Below are 13,746 nucleotides of genomic sequence, written 5' to 3' on the forward strand. Positions count from 1 at the left end.
CGCATCCTCGCCCGCGCCTGGCTGCACGTGATCTGGAAATGCTGGCAGACCAACACCCCCTACCACCCCGCCCGACACGGCGCCGCACAAGCCCTCAACCGAGATCAACACGCGACGGCTTGACACAGGGCTACTCATGCCGCGCCCGTGAGCAGCACGGCCAGCGGCAGCGCCACCAGCAGCGAGTCGATCCGGTCGAGCAGGCCGCCGAAGCCGGGCAGCCAGGCGCCCGCGTCCTTGCGGCCCGCCTCCCGCTTGAGCATCGACTCCAGCAGGTCGCCCAGCACCGATCCAGCGACCACGGCGACCAGCAGCGCCGCGGACGGCCTGCCCAGCGCGAGCAGCACGGCCCCCGCCCCGAGCACCGCCCCGGCGACGCCGCCCCACGTCTTCGCGGGCGACAGCGGCGACAGCGGCCGGGCCCCCGGCCCGCGCCTGCCCAGCAGCCGGCCGCCGCACCACGCCCCGACGTCGGCGAACGCGACCGCCAGGCACACCGCGACGGCCACCGCTGGGTCGAGCGCCGCGAGCCCCGCGAGGCCGCCGCCGATCCACACGGTGCCGAATGCCCCGTACGCCGCGCGCCGCCCGCCCGTCCCGGTGTCCCCGGCGAGCAGGGCGGGCAGCGCGGCGCCGACGGCGAGCACCGGCAGCAGCAGGCCCAGCAGCGCGGGGCGCACAAGCACCACGCCCGGCACGGCGACGACCCGCAGCGCCAGCGCCGCCGCGTCGGCGCGGGGCAGGCCCGCGAGCCGGGCGAACTCGACGGCGGCGACCGCGCCGAGCCCGGCCGCGAGCACGGCCCCGCCCGCCCGCCCGCCCAGCAGCAGGGGGCCGAGGACGAGGGGTGCGGCGACGAGCCAGGTGCGCCAGCGGGCCGAGAGCTCGGGGTCGCGGGTGCCACCGACGGCGGCGCCGGACAGGCCGAGCGCGCCGAGGGTCAGGGTCACCGGGTCCATGGACCGAGCCTGTCGGGATCGGCCGCCCGGCCCATCCGGGCGACCACCGGATCGAGCTGCGTAGTCCTACCGAGCCGTCAGCCCGCGAGCGCCCGGTGGAGGGCCCGCAGGCGCAGCGCCGCCGTCAGCGCCGAGCCCGCGGCCAGCGCGATCAGCAGCGCGCCGGCGTGGGCGGGCAGCGCCGCGAGCACGACGAGGAGCAGGCAGCGCTCCGTCTTGCCGACCGGCCCGCCGTTGATCCGCGCCGCGCCGGCGGCGGCGCCGGCCAGCGACACCCACGACGGGGCGCTGCCGACGAGCATCGCGAGCAGCACCACCCACGGCGGCGCGAGCGCGAAGCACCCGGCGAGCGCGGCCAGCTCGGCGGCGCGGTCGCCCAGCTCGTTGAGCACGGCGCCCCACCGGGTGGTCGCGCCGGTCTCGCGGGCGAGCGCGCCGTCGAGGTTCGCCGCGGCCAGCCGGAGCGCGAGCAGCGCGGCGACCAGCACCGCGGCGACGGGCGGGTGGCGCACCGCCGCCAGCGCCAGCCCGGCGAGCGCGCCGAAGCCGACGCCCGCCGCGGTGACCGCCCCCGGCGCCACGCCGCGCGCCGCGAGCGCGCGGCGGGCTCCGCCGAGCCGGTCGGCGTACCAGGGCTTCAGGGCGTACAGGCCGCGGTTCACCGGCCCAGCTTCGCGGCGCGCGCGGGCGGGGACATCGGTGCGACTACGCAGGCCGCGATCCCACGATCTGGTACCGACGTCCCACGGGTTTGACTCCCCGACGATCCGGCCGCTAGCGTCGCAGCCATGTCCGCCATCCGGGTGCTCGTACTTCTCAGGCGCGTCCACGCCTGAGCGAGCCCTCGGTCGTCGACGCGCCACCCTCGTTCCGTCACCCCGACGGTCGAGGGTTTTTTTCTGTCCGGATCTCGAACCCATGCGGAGCGATCAGCCGATGACCACCGCAACGCCCCGATCCGGCCCGGTTCCCGGGCCGCCGGCCCCGAAACCGGGGCCGCCTCCGGGTCGCCAGGGCCAGCCCGCCCCGGGCCAGGCCGCCACCGCGGGCCAGCCCGTACGGCGCATCGAGGAGGTGCCGATGACCGGCGCCCAGTCCCTCGTGCGGTCGCTCGAGGAGGTGGGCTGCGAGGTCGTCTTCGGCATCCCCGGCGGCACGATCCTCCCCGCGTACGACCCGCTGCTCGACTCCACGAGGGTGCGGCACGTCCTCGTGCGCCACGAGCAGGGCGCGGGCCACGCGGCCACCGGGTACGCGCAGGCCACCGGGAAGGTCGGCGTCTGCATGGCCACGTCCGGGCCGGGCGCGACGAACCTCGTCACGCCGCTCGCCGACGCGTACATGGACTCGATCCCGGTGGTCGCGATCACCGGGCAGCAGACGCGGCCGCTGATCGGGACCGACGCGTTCCAGGAGGCCGACATCACCGGCATCACGATGCCGATCACCAAGCACAACATGCTCGTCACCGACCCCGCGGAGATCCCGCGGGCGGTCATGGAGGCGTTCCACCTGGCGTCCACGGGCCGACCCGGCCCGGTGCTGGTGGACATCCCGAAGGACGTGCTGCAGGAGAGGACCGTCTTCTCCTGGCCGCCGGAGATGAAGCTGCCCGGCTACCGGCCGACGACCCGGCCGCACGGCAAGCAGATCCGCGAGGCGGCCAAGCTCATGTGCACGGCCAAGCAGCCCGTGTTCTACGTGGGCGGCGGCGTGCTCAAGGCCGAGGCCACGGCGGAGCTGCGCGAGCTCGCGGAGCTCACGGGCATCCCGGTCGTCACCACGCTGATGGCGCGCGGCGCGTTCCCCGACAGCCACCCCCAGCACGTGGGCATGCCGGGCATGCACGGCACGGTCGCCGCGGTCGCGGCGATGCAGAAGGCCGACCTGCTGGTCGCGCTGGGCGCCCGGTTCGACGACCGGGTCACCGGCCAGCTGTCGACGTTCGCGCCGAACGCCACCGTCGTGCACGCCGACATCGACCCGGCCGAGATCTCCAAGAACCGGCGGGCGGACGTGCCGATCGTGGGCGACTGCAAGGAGGTCATCTCCGAGCTGATCGACGCGGTGCGGGCGGAGAAGGCGAACGGCAGCGCCGACCTCACGGCGTGGTGGCGCCAGCTCGACGAGTACCGCTCGACCTACCCGCTCGGCTACGACTGGCCCGCCGACGGGTCGCTGTCGCCGCAGTACGTGATCGAGCGGATCGGCGGGATCGCCGGCCCGGACGCGGTCTACGTGGCGGGCGTCGGCCAGCACCAGATGTGGGCGGCCCAGTTCATCTCCTACGAGAAGCCGCGCTCGTGGCTGAACTCGGGTGGGCTGGGCACGATGGGCTTCGCCGTGCCGGCCGCGATGGGCGCGAAGATGGCCCGCCCGGACGCCGTGGTGTGGGCCATCGACGGTGACGGCTGCTTCCAGATGACCAACCAGGAGCTCGCCACCTGCGCGATCGAGAACATCCCGATCAAGGTGGCCGTCATCAACAACGGCAACCTGGGCATGGTCCGGCAGTGGCAGAACCTCTTCTACTCGGAGCGGTACTCCAACACCGACCTCGGCACGCACAAGCACCGGATCCCGGACTTCAAGCTGCTCGCCGAGGCGATGGGCTGCGTCGGCCTGCGCGCCGAGTCGAAGGAGGAGGTCGACAAGGTCATCAAGCAGGCCATGGAGATCGACGACCGCCCGGTCGTGATCGACTTCGTGGTCGGCGCCGACGCCCAGGTCTGGCCGATGGTCGCCGCGGGCACCGGCAACGACCAGATCATGGCGGCCCGGGACATCCGGCCGCTGTTCGACTCGGACGAGATCGTGGCCGACGACGCCACGGCCAGCTCGCGGATGACGAGGGAAGCATGACCCAGAGGCACACCCTGTCGGTGCTGGTCGAGGACAAGCCGGGCGTCCTCGCCCGGGTGTCCGGGCTGTTCTCCCGCCGGGGGTTCAACATCGAGTCGCTCGCGGTCGGGCCGACCGAGCACCCCGAGGTCTCGCGGATGACGATCGTCGTCGCCGTCGACGACTTCCCGCTCGAGCAGGTCACCAAGCAGCTCAACAAGCTCGTGCACGTCATCAAGATCGTCGAGCTCGAGCCGTCGGCCTCCGTGCAGCGCGAGCTGCTGCTGGTCAAGGTGCGCGCCGACCCGAGCGTCCGCAGCCAGGTGCTGGAGATCGTCGACCTGTTCCGCGCCAAGGCCGTGGACGTGACGCCAGAGGCCCTCACGATCGAGGCCACCGGCACCGCAGAGAAACTCGGTGCGCTGCTGAAGAACCTCGAGCCCTTCGGGATCCGGGAGATGGTGCAGTCCGGGATGGTGGCCGTCGGCCGCGGTCCCCGCTCCATCACCGCAGCAGCTGTTCGCTAACAGGAGAGGACGAACCACACCCGTCATGAGCGTGAACATCTACTACGACGACGACGCCGATCTGTCGATCATCCAAGGCCGCAAGGTCGCGGTGATCGGCTACGGCAGCCAGGGGCACGCGCACTCGCTGTCCCTGCGCGACTCCGGCGTCGACGTGCGCATCGGGCTGCCCGAGGGCTCGAAGTCCCGGCAGAAGGCACAGGACGAAGGGCTGCAGGTGGGCACGCCCGCCGAGGTCTCCGCGTGGGCCGACGTGATCATGGTCCTCGCGCCGGACACGAAGCAGCGCTTCATCTACGCCGACGACATCGCGCCGAACCTCAAGGAGGGCGACGCGCTCTTCTTCGGCCACGGCTTCAACATCCGCTACGAGCTCATCAAGCCGCCGGCCAACGTCGACGTCGCGATGGTCGCCCCGAAGGGCCCCGGCCACCTCGTGCGCCGCCAGTTCGTCGACGGCAAGGGCGTGCCCTGCCTGATCGCCGTCGAGCAGGACGCCAGCGGCAACGCCAAGGCCCTCGCCCTCTCCTACGCCGCGGCCATCGGCGGCGCCCGCGCGGGCGTCATCGAGACCACGTTCAAGGAGGAGACCGAGACCGACCTGTTCGGCGAGCAGGCCGTGCTCTGCGGCGGCACCGCCGCCCTCGTCCAGACCGGGTTCGAGGTGCTCACCGAGGCCGGCTACGCGCCCGAGGTGGCCTACTTCGAGTGCCTGCACGAGCTCAAGCTGATCGTCGACCTCATGTACGAGGGCGGCATCGCCAACGAGCGCTTCTCCATCTCCGACACCGCCGAGTACGGCGACCTCACCCGCGGCCCGCGGGTGATCACGCCCGCGGTGAAGGAGGAGATGCGCAAGATCCTGGCCGAGATCCAGGACGGCTCGTTCGCCCGCGAGTGGGTGGCCGAGGACGACGCGGGTCGGCCGAACTTCACCCGCCTCCAGAAGGAGGGGCAGAACCACCCGATCGAGCAGGTCGGGGAGAAGCTGCGCGGCCTGATGAGCTGGGTGGGCCAGAAGGCCACCTGAGCGGCCGCACCCCCACCACGGTTCGCGGAAAGCCACGTTCCCGTCGTCCCGGGAACGTGGCTTTCCCGCGTTCTGCGGGGCCTCCGGTCAGTCCGGTACGAGCTCGATCCAGTGCCGCACGTCGTCCGCCGTCTCGGATCCGGCCAGATCGGGGTGCTCGGCCGCGACGTGCGCCAGGACGAGGGCGATCACCTCGTCGTCGCTGCGCCCGCGCGCGGTGTACCCGCACTCGCACCGCACCTGACGGGTCATCGGACGCCTTCCGCCGTATCGTCCCCCGGGTGTAGCGCGGAGGTGAGCGCGGTGCAACACGTCGCCGGCGGCGCGCGGGTCCAGCTCTGCGGCAGCTTCGCCGTGGAGCTGGGCGGGAACGCCGTCGGCCCGGACCGGCTCAGCCGCCAGGCCCGCCTGCTGTTCGCCTACCTCGTCCTGCGCCGCCCCCACCCGGTCCCGCGCGCGGCGTTGATCGACGCGCTGTGGGCCGACACGCCACCGCCGTCGGCCGGTGCCGCGCTGACGGCCGTGATCTCGAAGCTGCGCGCGGTGATCGGCGCGGACGTCGTGGCGGGGCGCGGGCACCTGTCGGCCGTGCTGCCCGAACCTGCGGTGGTCGACGTCGAGCAGGCGATGGCGGCGCTGCACACGGCCGAGTCGGCCGTGGCGTCGGGAAACTGGCGGCGCGCCTGGTTCGCGGCCCTGACCGCGTACTTCGTCACGCGCCGGACGCTGCTGCCCGAGGCCACGCAGCCATGGGTGGAGGGCTGGCGCCGGCGGCTGTCCGATGCGGGCGTCCGCGCGCTGGAGAGCTACACGATCGCGTGCCTGCGCATCGGTGGCTCGGAGCTGCCCGCCGCCGAGCGGGCCGCCCGGGAGCTGGTGGCGACCGCGCCGCTGCGGGAGACCGGTCATCTGCTGCTGATGCGGACGCTCGCCGCCCGGGGCAACGCGGCCGAGGCGCTGGCGGTCTACGAGGAGCTGCGCGTCCTGCTCCGGGACGAGCTGGGCATCCCACCCGGCGCGGCGGTGCAGGGCTACCACCGCGAACTGCTGCGCTGACCGGCGCCGCAACGTTCGGCCAAGGCGCGGCCAACCCCCGGCCAACCTCGACGGCCGACGCTTGCGAACACCACTCCAGCGAACCCCGACGGGAACCGCCATGACCACCACGTCGACCACCGACCCGACCACCGGCCCGACCACCACCCCGCCCCACGGCCCGCCGCAGGGCCTCGACGACCTCCTCGCGCGGTTCGTCGGCGACCTCGGGGCGACCGTGGCGGCCGGCAACGTCGTCCTCGGCGACCGGCTGGGCCTCTACCGCGCCCTGGCCGGCGCAGGGCCGCTCACGTCGTCCGAGCTGGCGGCCCGCACCGCCACCTCCGAGCGGTACGTCCGCGAGTGGCTGCGCGGCCAGGCCGCGGGCGGCGCCGTCTCCTACCGCGAAGACAGCGACCGGTACTGGATGACGCCCGAGCAGGTGCTCGCCTTCGCCGACCCGGACGGGCTGGTCCTGCCGGGCGCGTTCCAACTGGCCGTCGCCTGCCTCGCCGACCTCCCGGCGATCACCGAGGCGTTCCGCACGGGCGGTGGGGTCGCCTGGGGCGACCACCATCCCGACGTCTTCACCGGGTGCGAGCGGTTCTTCCGGCCGAGCTATGCGGCGAACCTGGTGAGCTCGTGGATCCCGGCGATCGCCGGGTTGGGCGAGCGGCTGGCGTCGGGCGCGGCGGTGGCTGACGTCGGGTGCGGGCTGGGCGCCTCGACCCGGATCCTGGCCGACGCCTACCCGGCCTCGAGGGTCGTCGGCTTCGACAGCCATCCGGCGTCGATCGAGCTGGCCCGCTCCATCACCGCGGAGGCCGGGCTCGCCGACCGGTGCACGTTCCGCCTCGCGCGGGCGCAGGAGTTCCCCGGCACCGGGTACGGGCTCGTGACCACCTTCGACTGCCTGCACGACATGGGCGATCCGACCTCGGCCGCGCGCCGCGTCCGCTCGGCGCTCGCGCCCGACGGCGTGTGGATGGTCGTCGAGCCGTACGCCGGGGCGTCGGTCGCGGAGAACCTCACGCCGGTCGGGCGCGTCTACTACTCGTTCTCCAGCTTCCTCTGCGTCCCGCACGCGGTGTCCGAGGGCGCCGCGGACGCGCTGGGCAACCAGGCCGGGGAGGGCGCCGTCGCCCGGGTGGCGGAGCGGGCGGGTTTCGGCCACGTCGCACGCGTCGCCGAGACGCCGTTCAACATCGTCTACGAGGTTCGGCCGTGAGCGGCGCAGGCCAGGACCCGCTCGCGGCCTTCCGGCTGGCAGGCCGCGCCGCCCTCGTCACCGGCGCCTCGTCCGGCCTGGGCGCGCGGATCGCGGGCACGCTGGGCGCCGCGGGGGCCGAGGTCGTGCTCACCGGCCGCAGCGCCGACCGGCTGCGGCGCCGGGCGGCCACGATGGCCGGCTCGCCGCTGGTCGTCCCGGGCGACCTGCGCGACCCCGCGTTCCGGGCGGCCCTCGTCGACGCCGTCCGGGACCGGCACGGACACCTCGACGTGCTGGTCAACAGCGCCGGCGTCTGCGACGACGGGGCCTTGGAGGACCAGTCCTTGCGCGACGTCACCGGGATCATCGACCTCGACCTCGTCGCGGTCGTCGACCTGTGCCGGCTCGCCGGGCCGCTGCTGTTCGGCCGCCCCGGGGCAGCCGTGATCAACATCGCGTCGATCTTCGGCATGATCAGCTCGGGTGCGGGGATGGCGGGGTACCACGCGGCGAAGGGCGGTCTGGTCACCTTCACCCGGCACCTGGCGGAGCAGTGGGGCGGGCGGGGCGTCCGCGTCAACGCGCTGGCACCGGGGTTCTTCCCGACCCCGCTCACCGGCGAGCTCGCCGACCGCGACCAGCGCAGGCGGATCAGCGCCCGGACCCCCCTGGGCCGGGTCCCCGACATCACCGAGCTCGACGGGCCGGTGCTGTTCCTGGCGTCGGACGCGGCGAGCTACGTCACCGGGCACGTGCTCACCGTGGACGGCGGCTGGACCGCCGCGTGACGCCTCGTGCGCGAACGGAGCGCACCACTCCGCCGAGCGCGCGGGCGCCGTTGGCGGGAGGATCTGGCGACCGGGCGCGGCGGGCGCGCCCCGAGCGCGAACGGGGAACGGGTGGGGACCGACGACGTGACGATCCGGGCCGCGGTCGAGGCGACCGTCGCGGCCGGCACGGTCCGCTACGAGATGGAGCTCGAGAGCGAACCCGCCCACGTCAACCGGTCCCGCAGCCGGGGCGTCTGCGATTTCGCCCGCCGGCGCGAGGCCTCCCGCACGGTGACCGACGTGCCCGCGGACGTGCCCGACGCCTTCCAGATCACCGACGGCAGCGTCGTCTACACCCAGGAGCCCGGCGGCGGGTGGCACGCGCTGGACATGGGCTGCTGGAGCGCGGCGAGCCTGCTGGCCAGCCTGGGCTGGTTCTACGGCGCGGTGGACGCCACGGCGCTCATCGCCGCGGAGGACGGCGCGGAGTACACCGTGACGATGAGCGCCCGGCGCGCGGTCGAAACCGGCCCGGAGGCGCTGCGCGACGAGCTGCGGAGGGCCTTCGAGCTGAGCGGCCACCTCGACGCGGCCGCGACCGGCTGGGTGCGCACCGACGCCGCGAACCGCATCACCGGGTGCCGGCTGGAGATCCCGCCCGGCGGGCCCGGGCTGTTCGGCGCCGTCGACGTCGGCGCCCGCATCTCGCTCGCGTTCTCCCGCTTCGGCGAGCCCGCGGTCATCCGGCCGCCCGACGCCGGTCCGGCCCCGTCGCTGGAGGAGACGATCGAGCGGTTCCTCGGCGACGGCGACGAGCCGTGGTAGCGGCCCGCCGGGAAGACGCGGAGCGGCTTCGCGGTTGACCAAGGGGTCCAGCGAACGAAAGGTCGCCACCGTGTCACTGCCCCTGCCGCTGTCGATCCTCGACCTCGCCACCGTGAGGGACGGCGAGAGCATCCGCGAAGGCCTCGAGGCGAGCGTCGCGTTCGCCCAGCGCGCGGAGGAGTGGGGGTTCAAGCGGATCTGGTACGCCGAGCACCACAACATGCGGGCCGTGGCGTCCTCGGCCACGAGCGTCCTGATCGCCCACGTCGCGGCGAACACCGAGCGGATCACCCTCGGCTCGGGCGGCGTCATGCTGCCCAACCACTCGCCGCTGGTGATCGCCGAGCAGTTCGGCACGCTCGCGAGCTTCCACCCGGGGCGGATCGAGCTCGGGCTCGGCCGCGCGCCCGGCACCGACCAGGTCACCGTCTCCGCGCTGCGCCGCGACCCCGCCGCGGCCGACCGGTTCCCGCAGGACGTCCAGGAGCTGCAGGCCTTCCTCGGCGAGGACACCCTGGTCCCGGGCGTGCACGCCTACCCCGGCCGCGGCACGAACGTGCCGCTGTGGATCCTCGGCTCGTCGCTGTACGGGGCGCGGGTGGCCGCCGCGCTCGGCCTGCCGTACGCGTTCGCGTCGCACTTCGCCCCGGACGCCCTGGAACAGGCCGTCGCCCTCTACCGCAAGGAGTTCCAGCCCTCGGCGCAGCTCTCGGCGCCGCACGTGATGGCCGCGGTGAACGTCATCGCCGCCGACACCGCCGACGAGGCCGCCGCCGCCCTGCACGCCGTGCAGCGTGACCGGGTCAAGCGGTTCCTGTCCCGCGGCGGGCGCGACCTCACCGACGAGGAGGCCGAGGTCGTGCTCGACGCGCCCGCGGGCCAGCAGGTCAGGGCGATGACGCGCTACACCGCCGCGGGCACCCCCGACGTCGTCGTGTCCTACCTCGAGGACTTCGCCCGCCACGCCGACGCCGACGAGCTGATCGTGACGTTCCCCGTCGTCGACCGGGCGGCGTGGTTCCGCTCCGCGGAGCTGCTCGTCGAGCAGTTGAAGGCCGTCCGGGTCTGACCGAGCAGGAGTGCAACCGGTTCCCGCAACCGGTTCGTGGAGCTTCGGCTGTCTTCCCGCCCACGCCGGCGGTACCCGCTGCGAGCAGCGGCTCTACGATCGGGGCAGTACCAGCCCTCTATCCGGGAGCCCTGCAACCGCCGTGAGCACCGTCCCCAACCAAGGACAGGCAGCCACTCGCCCTGTCGTCCTGCTCGCCGAGAAGCTCGCCCCCTCCGCGGTCGAGCTCCTCGGTGACGACGTCGAGATCCGCCACGTGGACGGTACCGACCGCTCCGCGTTGCTGGCCGCGGTCGCCGACGCCGACGCCCTGCTCGTCCGTTCGGCCACGAAGGTCGACGCCGAGGTCCTCGCCGCCGCCCCGAAGCTGAAGGTGGTGGCCCGCGCGGGCGTCGGCCTGGACAACGTGGACGTCCCCGCCGCCACCGCCCGTGGCGTGATGGTCGTCAACGCGCCCACCTCCAACATCGTCTCGGCCGCCGAGCACGCCGTGGCGCTGCTGCTCGCCGCCGCCCGGCACATCCCCGCCGCCGACGCGAGCCTGCGGCAGGGCCAGTGGAAGCGCAGCTCGTTCACCGGTGTCGAGCTCAACGGCAAGACCGTCGGCATCATCGGTCTCGGCAAGATCGGCCAGCTGGTCGCGCAGCGGCTCGCCGCGTTCGGCGTCGAGCTGATCGCCTACGACCCGTACGTCGCGCCGGCCCGCGCCGCGCAGCTCGGCATCGAGCTCACCGACCTCGAGGACCTGCTGCGCCGGTCCGACGCGATCTCGATCCACCTGCCGAAGACCCCCGAAACGCTCGGCCTCATCGGCAAGGACCAGCTCGCCCTCACCAAGAAGGGTGTGATCATCGTCAACGCGGCCCGCGGTGGCCTCGTGGACGAGGACGCGCTGGCCGAGGCCGTGCGCAGCGGTCACGTCGGCGGCGCGGGCATCGACGTGTACGTCACCGAGCCAACCACCTCCAGCCCGCTGTTCGAGCTGCCGCAGGTCGTCGTCACCCCGCACCTGGGCGCGTCCACCGAGGAGGCCCAGGACCGAGCGGGCACCGACGTCGCGCGGTCGGTCAAGCTCGCGCTGGCAGGCGAGTTCGTGCCGGACGCGGTCAACGTCCAGGCCGGCGGCGTGGTCGGCGAGGAGGTCCGGCCCTGGCTGCCGCTCGTGCAGAAGCTCGGCGCGGTGCTGTACGCGCTCGCGGGCCGGCTGCCCAGCACCGTCACGGTGGACGTCGCGGGCGAGCTCGCCGCCGAGGACGTCTCGGTGCTGCAGCTGGCGGCCCTGCGCGGGGTGTTCACCAACGTCGTCGAGGACCAGGTCACGTTCGTCAACGCGCCGGCGCTGGCCGCCGAGCGCGGGGTGGACGTCGAGCTGACCACGGCGCCGGAGAGCGAGAACCACCGCAGCGTCGTGCAGCTGCGCGGGGCGATGCCCGACGGCGAGTCGATCACCGTGTCCGGCACCCTCACCGGGCGGGCCCAGGTGGAGAAGCTGGTCGAGATCAACGGCCGGCACTTCGACCTGCGCGCCGAGGGCGAGGTGCTCCTGCTGGAGTACGCCGACCGTCCCGGCGTCATGGGTCGCGTCGGCACCCTGCTCGGTGAGGCCGCCGTCAACATCGAGGCGGCGCAGATCAGCCAGACCACCGACGGCACCGACGCGATCATGCTGCTGCGGGTCGACCGCCCGGTCGACCCGGGTGTGCTCGAGCCGATCGGCGCCTCGGTGGGGGCCAAGACCACCCGGCTGATCTCCTTCGACTGATCGCGGTGGCGGGTCGGGAGCTCGTCGTGCTGGGCACCGCCAGCCAGGCCCCGACCCGCACCCGCAACCACAACGGCTACCTGGTCCGTTGGGACGGGGAGGGGTTCCTCTTCGACCCGGGGGAGGGGACGCAGCGTCAGATGCTGTTGGCCGGCGTGGCGAGCAGCGCGATCACCCGGATCTGCCTCACGCACTTCCACGGCGACCACTGCCTGGGGGTGCCGGGGGTGATCCAGCGGCTCTCGCTGGACGCGGTGGCGCACCCGGTCGTCGCGCACTACCCGGCGTCCGGGCGGGAGTACTTCGCGCGCCTGCGGCACGCCAGCGCGTTCCACGAGATCGCGGACCTGCGCGAGGAACCGATCGAGGGCGACGGCGCGCTCGCCACCGGCCCCTCCGGGGTGCTGGAGGTGCGCCGCCTCGACCACCCCGTGGAGGCCTTCGGCTACCGCTTCAGCGAGCCGGACGGGCGGCGCATGCTGCCCGCCCGGCTCGCCGAGCACGGCATCTCCGGGCCCGACGTGGGCCGGCTCCAGCGGGAGGGCGTGCTCGACGTCGGCGGGCGCGCCGTGCAGCTCGCGGACGTGAGCGTGCCGCGGCGCGGCCAGCGGTTCGCCTTCGTCATGGACACCCGCCTCTGCGACGCGGTCTACGCGCTCGCCGAGGGCGTCGACCTGCTCGTCATCGAGTCGACGTTCCTCGCCGAGGACGAGCAGCTCGCGCGCACCTACGGGCACCTCACCGCGCGGCAGGCCGGGTCGGTGGCCGCCGACTGCGGCGTGCGGACGCTCGTGCTCACGCACTTCTCCCAGCGCTACTCCGACCCGGCGCGGTTCGCCGCCGAGGCGGGCGAGGTGTTCGGTGGGGAGATCGTGGTGGCCGAGGACCTCGCGCGGGTGCCGCTGCCGCCGAGGCGGGGGGCGTGATGCGGCTCTTCGTCGCGGTGACCCCGCCACCGGAGGCCGTGGCCGAGCTGAGCTCCGCCACGGAGGCCGTGCGCGCGGCGCACCCGCGGCTGCGCTGGACCCGCCCCGACCAGTGGCACCTGACGCTCGCGTTCCTCGGCACCGTCGGCGACGAGGCGCGCGCGGGGCTCGTGGACCGGCTGGCCCGCGCCGCCGCGCTGCACCCGCCGATGCGCCTCGCGCTGACCGGGGCGGGCCGGTTCGGCGACCGGGTGCTGTGGACCCGCGTCACCGGCGACGTCGCCGCGCTGCGCGGGCTCGCCGCCGCGGCGCGGGTGGCGGCCACGCGGGTCGGGATCGCGGTCGAGGAGCGGCCCTACCGGCCCCACCTCACCCTCGCCCGCGGCCGCGACGGGGCCGACCTGCGCCCGGTCGTCGACGCGCTGGCCGGCTTCGCCGGGTGCACCTGGACCGCGACGCAGCTCCACCTCGTCCGCAGCCACCTCGGCGCCGGGCCCGACCGCACCTCCCGCTACGAGACGCTCAACTCGTGGCCGCTCACCGGGAGTTGATCACTCATCGTTCCGGTGGCGGCCCGCCGCGCGCGTTCGGACGGCGCACATCCGCCGTCCGGGTGCTGGCCGAGAGCGGGGGCCCCGTTCGTGGCGGTCGAGCGGAGGGGCAGAATGGCCCGCTCGGGGGCGTGTCCCGCGCCGGGAGGCGGCGCGGCGATCCGCTTCTGCACCAGAACCACGCGACCGGGTGACCACGATCGGGTGGCGGACGGCGGAGGAGCGCCGTCGCAGCCGGTAA

The 13,746-nt window shown here is 74.2% G+C and carries 14 protein-coding genes; 11 read left to right on the plus strand and 3 right to left on the minus strand.

The window, feature by feature from the left end:
* Window positions 1-134 precede the first annotated feature (134 nt).
* On the minus strand, window positions 135-959 hold the full coding sequence (locus tag VKZ81_RS21990; RefSeq protein ID WP_324243529.1) for a phosphatidate cytidylyltransferase: 825 nt from the start codon (window positions 957-959) through the stop codon (window positions 135-137).
* Window positions 960-1,036: 77 nt separating this feature from the next.
* Window positions 1,037-1,621 carry a CDP-alcohol phosphatidyltransferase family protein gene (locus tag VKZ81_RS21995; protein WP_324243530.1) on the minus strand — a complete coding sequence of 195 codons (585 nt, stop codon included), beginning with the start codon at window positions 1,619-1,621 and terminating at the stop codon, window positions 1,037-1,039.
* Window positions 1,622-1,895: 274 nt separating this feature from the next.
* Here VKZ81_RS21995 and VKZ81_RS22000 point away from each other — a divergent pair, with 274 nt between their 5' ends.
* From VKZ81_RS22000 to ilvC, 3 genes are read left to right on the plus strand one after another with little or no spacing between them, the layout of a single operon-like run.
* Window positions 1,896-3,821, plus strand: a complete 1,926-nt coding sequence (locus VKZ81_RS22000; protein WP_324243531.1) for an acetolactate synthase large subunit — start codon at window positions 1,896-1,898, stop codon at window positions 3,819-3,821.
* A complete protein-coding gene (gene ilvN, locus VKZ81_RS22005; RefSeq protein WP_324243532.1) occupies window positions 3,818-4,327 on the plus strand; it encodes an acetolactate synthase small subunit in 510 nt (169 codons plus the stop codon). The genes VKZ81_RS22000 and ilvN overlap by 4 nt, the downstream gene beginning before the upstream one ends.
* Before the next feature lie 25 nt (window positions 4,328-4,352).
* On the plus strand, window positions 4,353-5,357 hold the full coding sequence (gene ilvC / locus VKZ81_RS22010; RefSeq protein ID WP_324243533.1) for a ketol-acid reductoisomerase: 1,005 nt from the start codon (window positions 4,353-4,355) through the stop codon (window positions 5,355-5,357).
* Between the two features lie 87 nt (window positions 5,358-5,444).
* Here ilvC and VKZ81_RS22015 read toward each other — a convergent pair whose 3' ends face one another.
* Window positions 5,445-5,609, minus strand: a complete 165-nt coding sequence (locus VKZ81_RS22015; protein WP_324243534.1) for a DUF1059 domain-containing protein — start codon at window positions 5,607-5,609, stop codon at window positions 5,445-5,447.
* Between the two features lie 51 nt (window positions 5,610-5,660).
* On the opposite strand from VKZ81_RS22015, the gene VKZ81_RS22020 reads away from it, so the two are divergent.
* From VKZ81_RS22020 to thpR, 8 genes are all read left to right on the plus strand, one after another.
* Window positions 5,661-6,413 (plus strand): AfsR/SARP family transcriptional regulator, encoded by a 753-nt coding sequence (locus VKZ81_RS22020; RefSeq protein ID WP_324243535.1) that lies wholly within the window; start codon window positions 5,661-5,663, stop codon window positions 6,411-6,413.
* Between the two features lie 100 nt (window positions 6,414-6,513).
* Window positions 6,514-7,620, plus strand: coding sequence for a class I SAM-dependent methyltransferase (locus VKZ81_RS22025; RefSeq protein WP_324243536.1), 1,107 nt, complete (start codon window positions 6,514-6,516; stop codon window positions 7,618-7,620).
* A complete protein-coding gene (locus tag VKZ81_RS22030; RefSeq protein WP_324243537.1) occupies window positions 7,617-8,390 on the plus strand; it encodes an SDR family NAD(P)-dependent oxidoreductase in 774 nt (257 codons plus the stop codon). The genes VKZ81_RS22025 and VKZ81_RS22030 overlap by 4 nt, the downstream gene beginning before the upstream one ends.
* A gap of 111 nt (window positions 8,391-8,501) precedes the next feature.
* Window positions 8,502-9,197 (plus strand): hypothetical protein, encoded by a 696-nt coding sequence (locus tag VKZ81_RS22035; protein WP_324243538.1) that lies wholly within the window; start codon window positions 8,502-8,504, stop codon window positions 9,195-9,197.
* A gap of 70 nt (window positions 9,198-9,267) precedes the next feature.
* A complete protein-coding gene (locus tag VKZ81_RS22040) occupies window positions 9,268-10,266 on the plus strand; it encodes an LLM class flavin-dependent oxidoreductase (protein WP_414709442.1) in 999 nt (332 codons plus the stop codon).
* A gap of 142 nt (window positions 10,267-10,408) precedes the next feature.
* Complete coding sequence (serA, locus tag VKZ81_RS22045) at window positions 10,409-12,028, plus strand: phosphoglycerate dehydrogenase (RefSeq protein WP_324243539.1); 1,620 nt, start codon at window positions 10,409-10,411, stop codon at window positions 12,026-12,028.
* Window positions 12,029-12,033: 5 nt separating this feature from the next.
* The gene (locus VKZ81_RS22050) at window positions 12,034-12,954 is read left to right on the plus strand and encodes a ribonuclease Z (RefSeq protein WP_324243540.1); all 921 of its coding nucleotides are present in this window, start codon (window positions 12,034-12,036) and stop codon (window positions 12,952-12,954) included.
* Window positions 12,954-13,505: an RNA 2',3'-cyclic phosphodiesterase gene (gene thpR, locus VKZ81_RS22055; RefSeq protein WP_324243541.1), complete on the plus strand. Its 552-nt coding sequence runs from the start codon at window positions 12,954-12,956 to the stop codon at window positions 13,503-13,505. Before VKZ81_RS22050 ends, thpR begins: the two co-directional genes overlap by 1 nt.
* The last annotated feature ends 241 nt before the right edge of the window (window positions 13,506-13,746 follow it).

It is taken from the genome of Pseudonocardia sp., assembly GCF_035305885.1.
In the GTDB taxonomy this organism is placed as follows: domain Bacteria; phylum Actinomycetota; class Actinomycetes; order Mycobacteriales; family Pseudonocardiaceae; genus Pseudonocardia.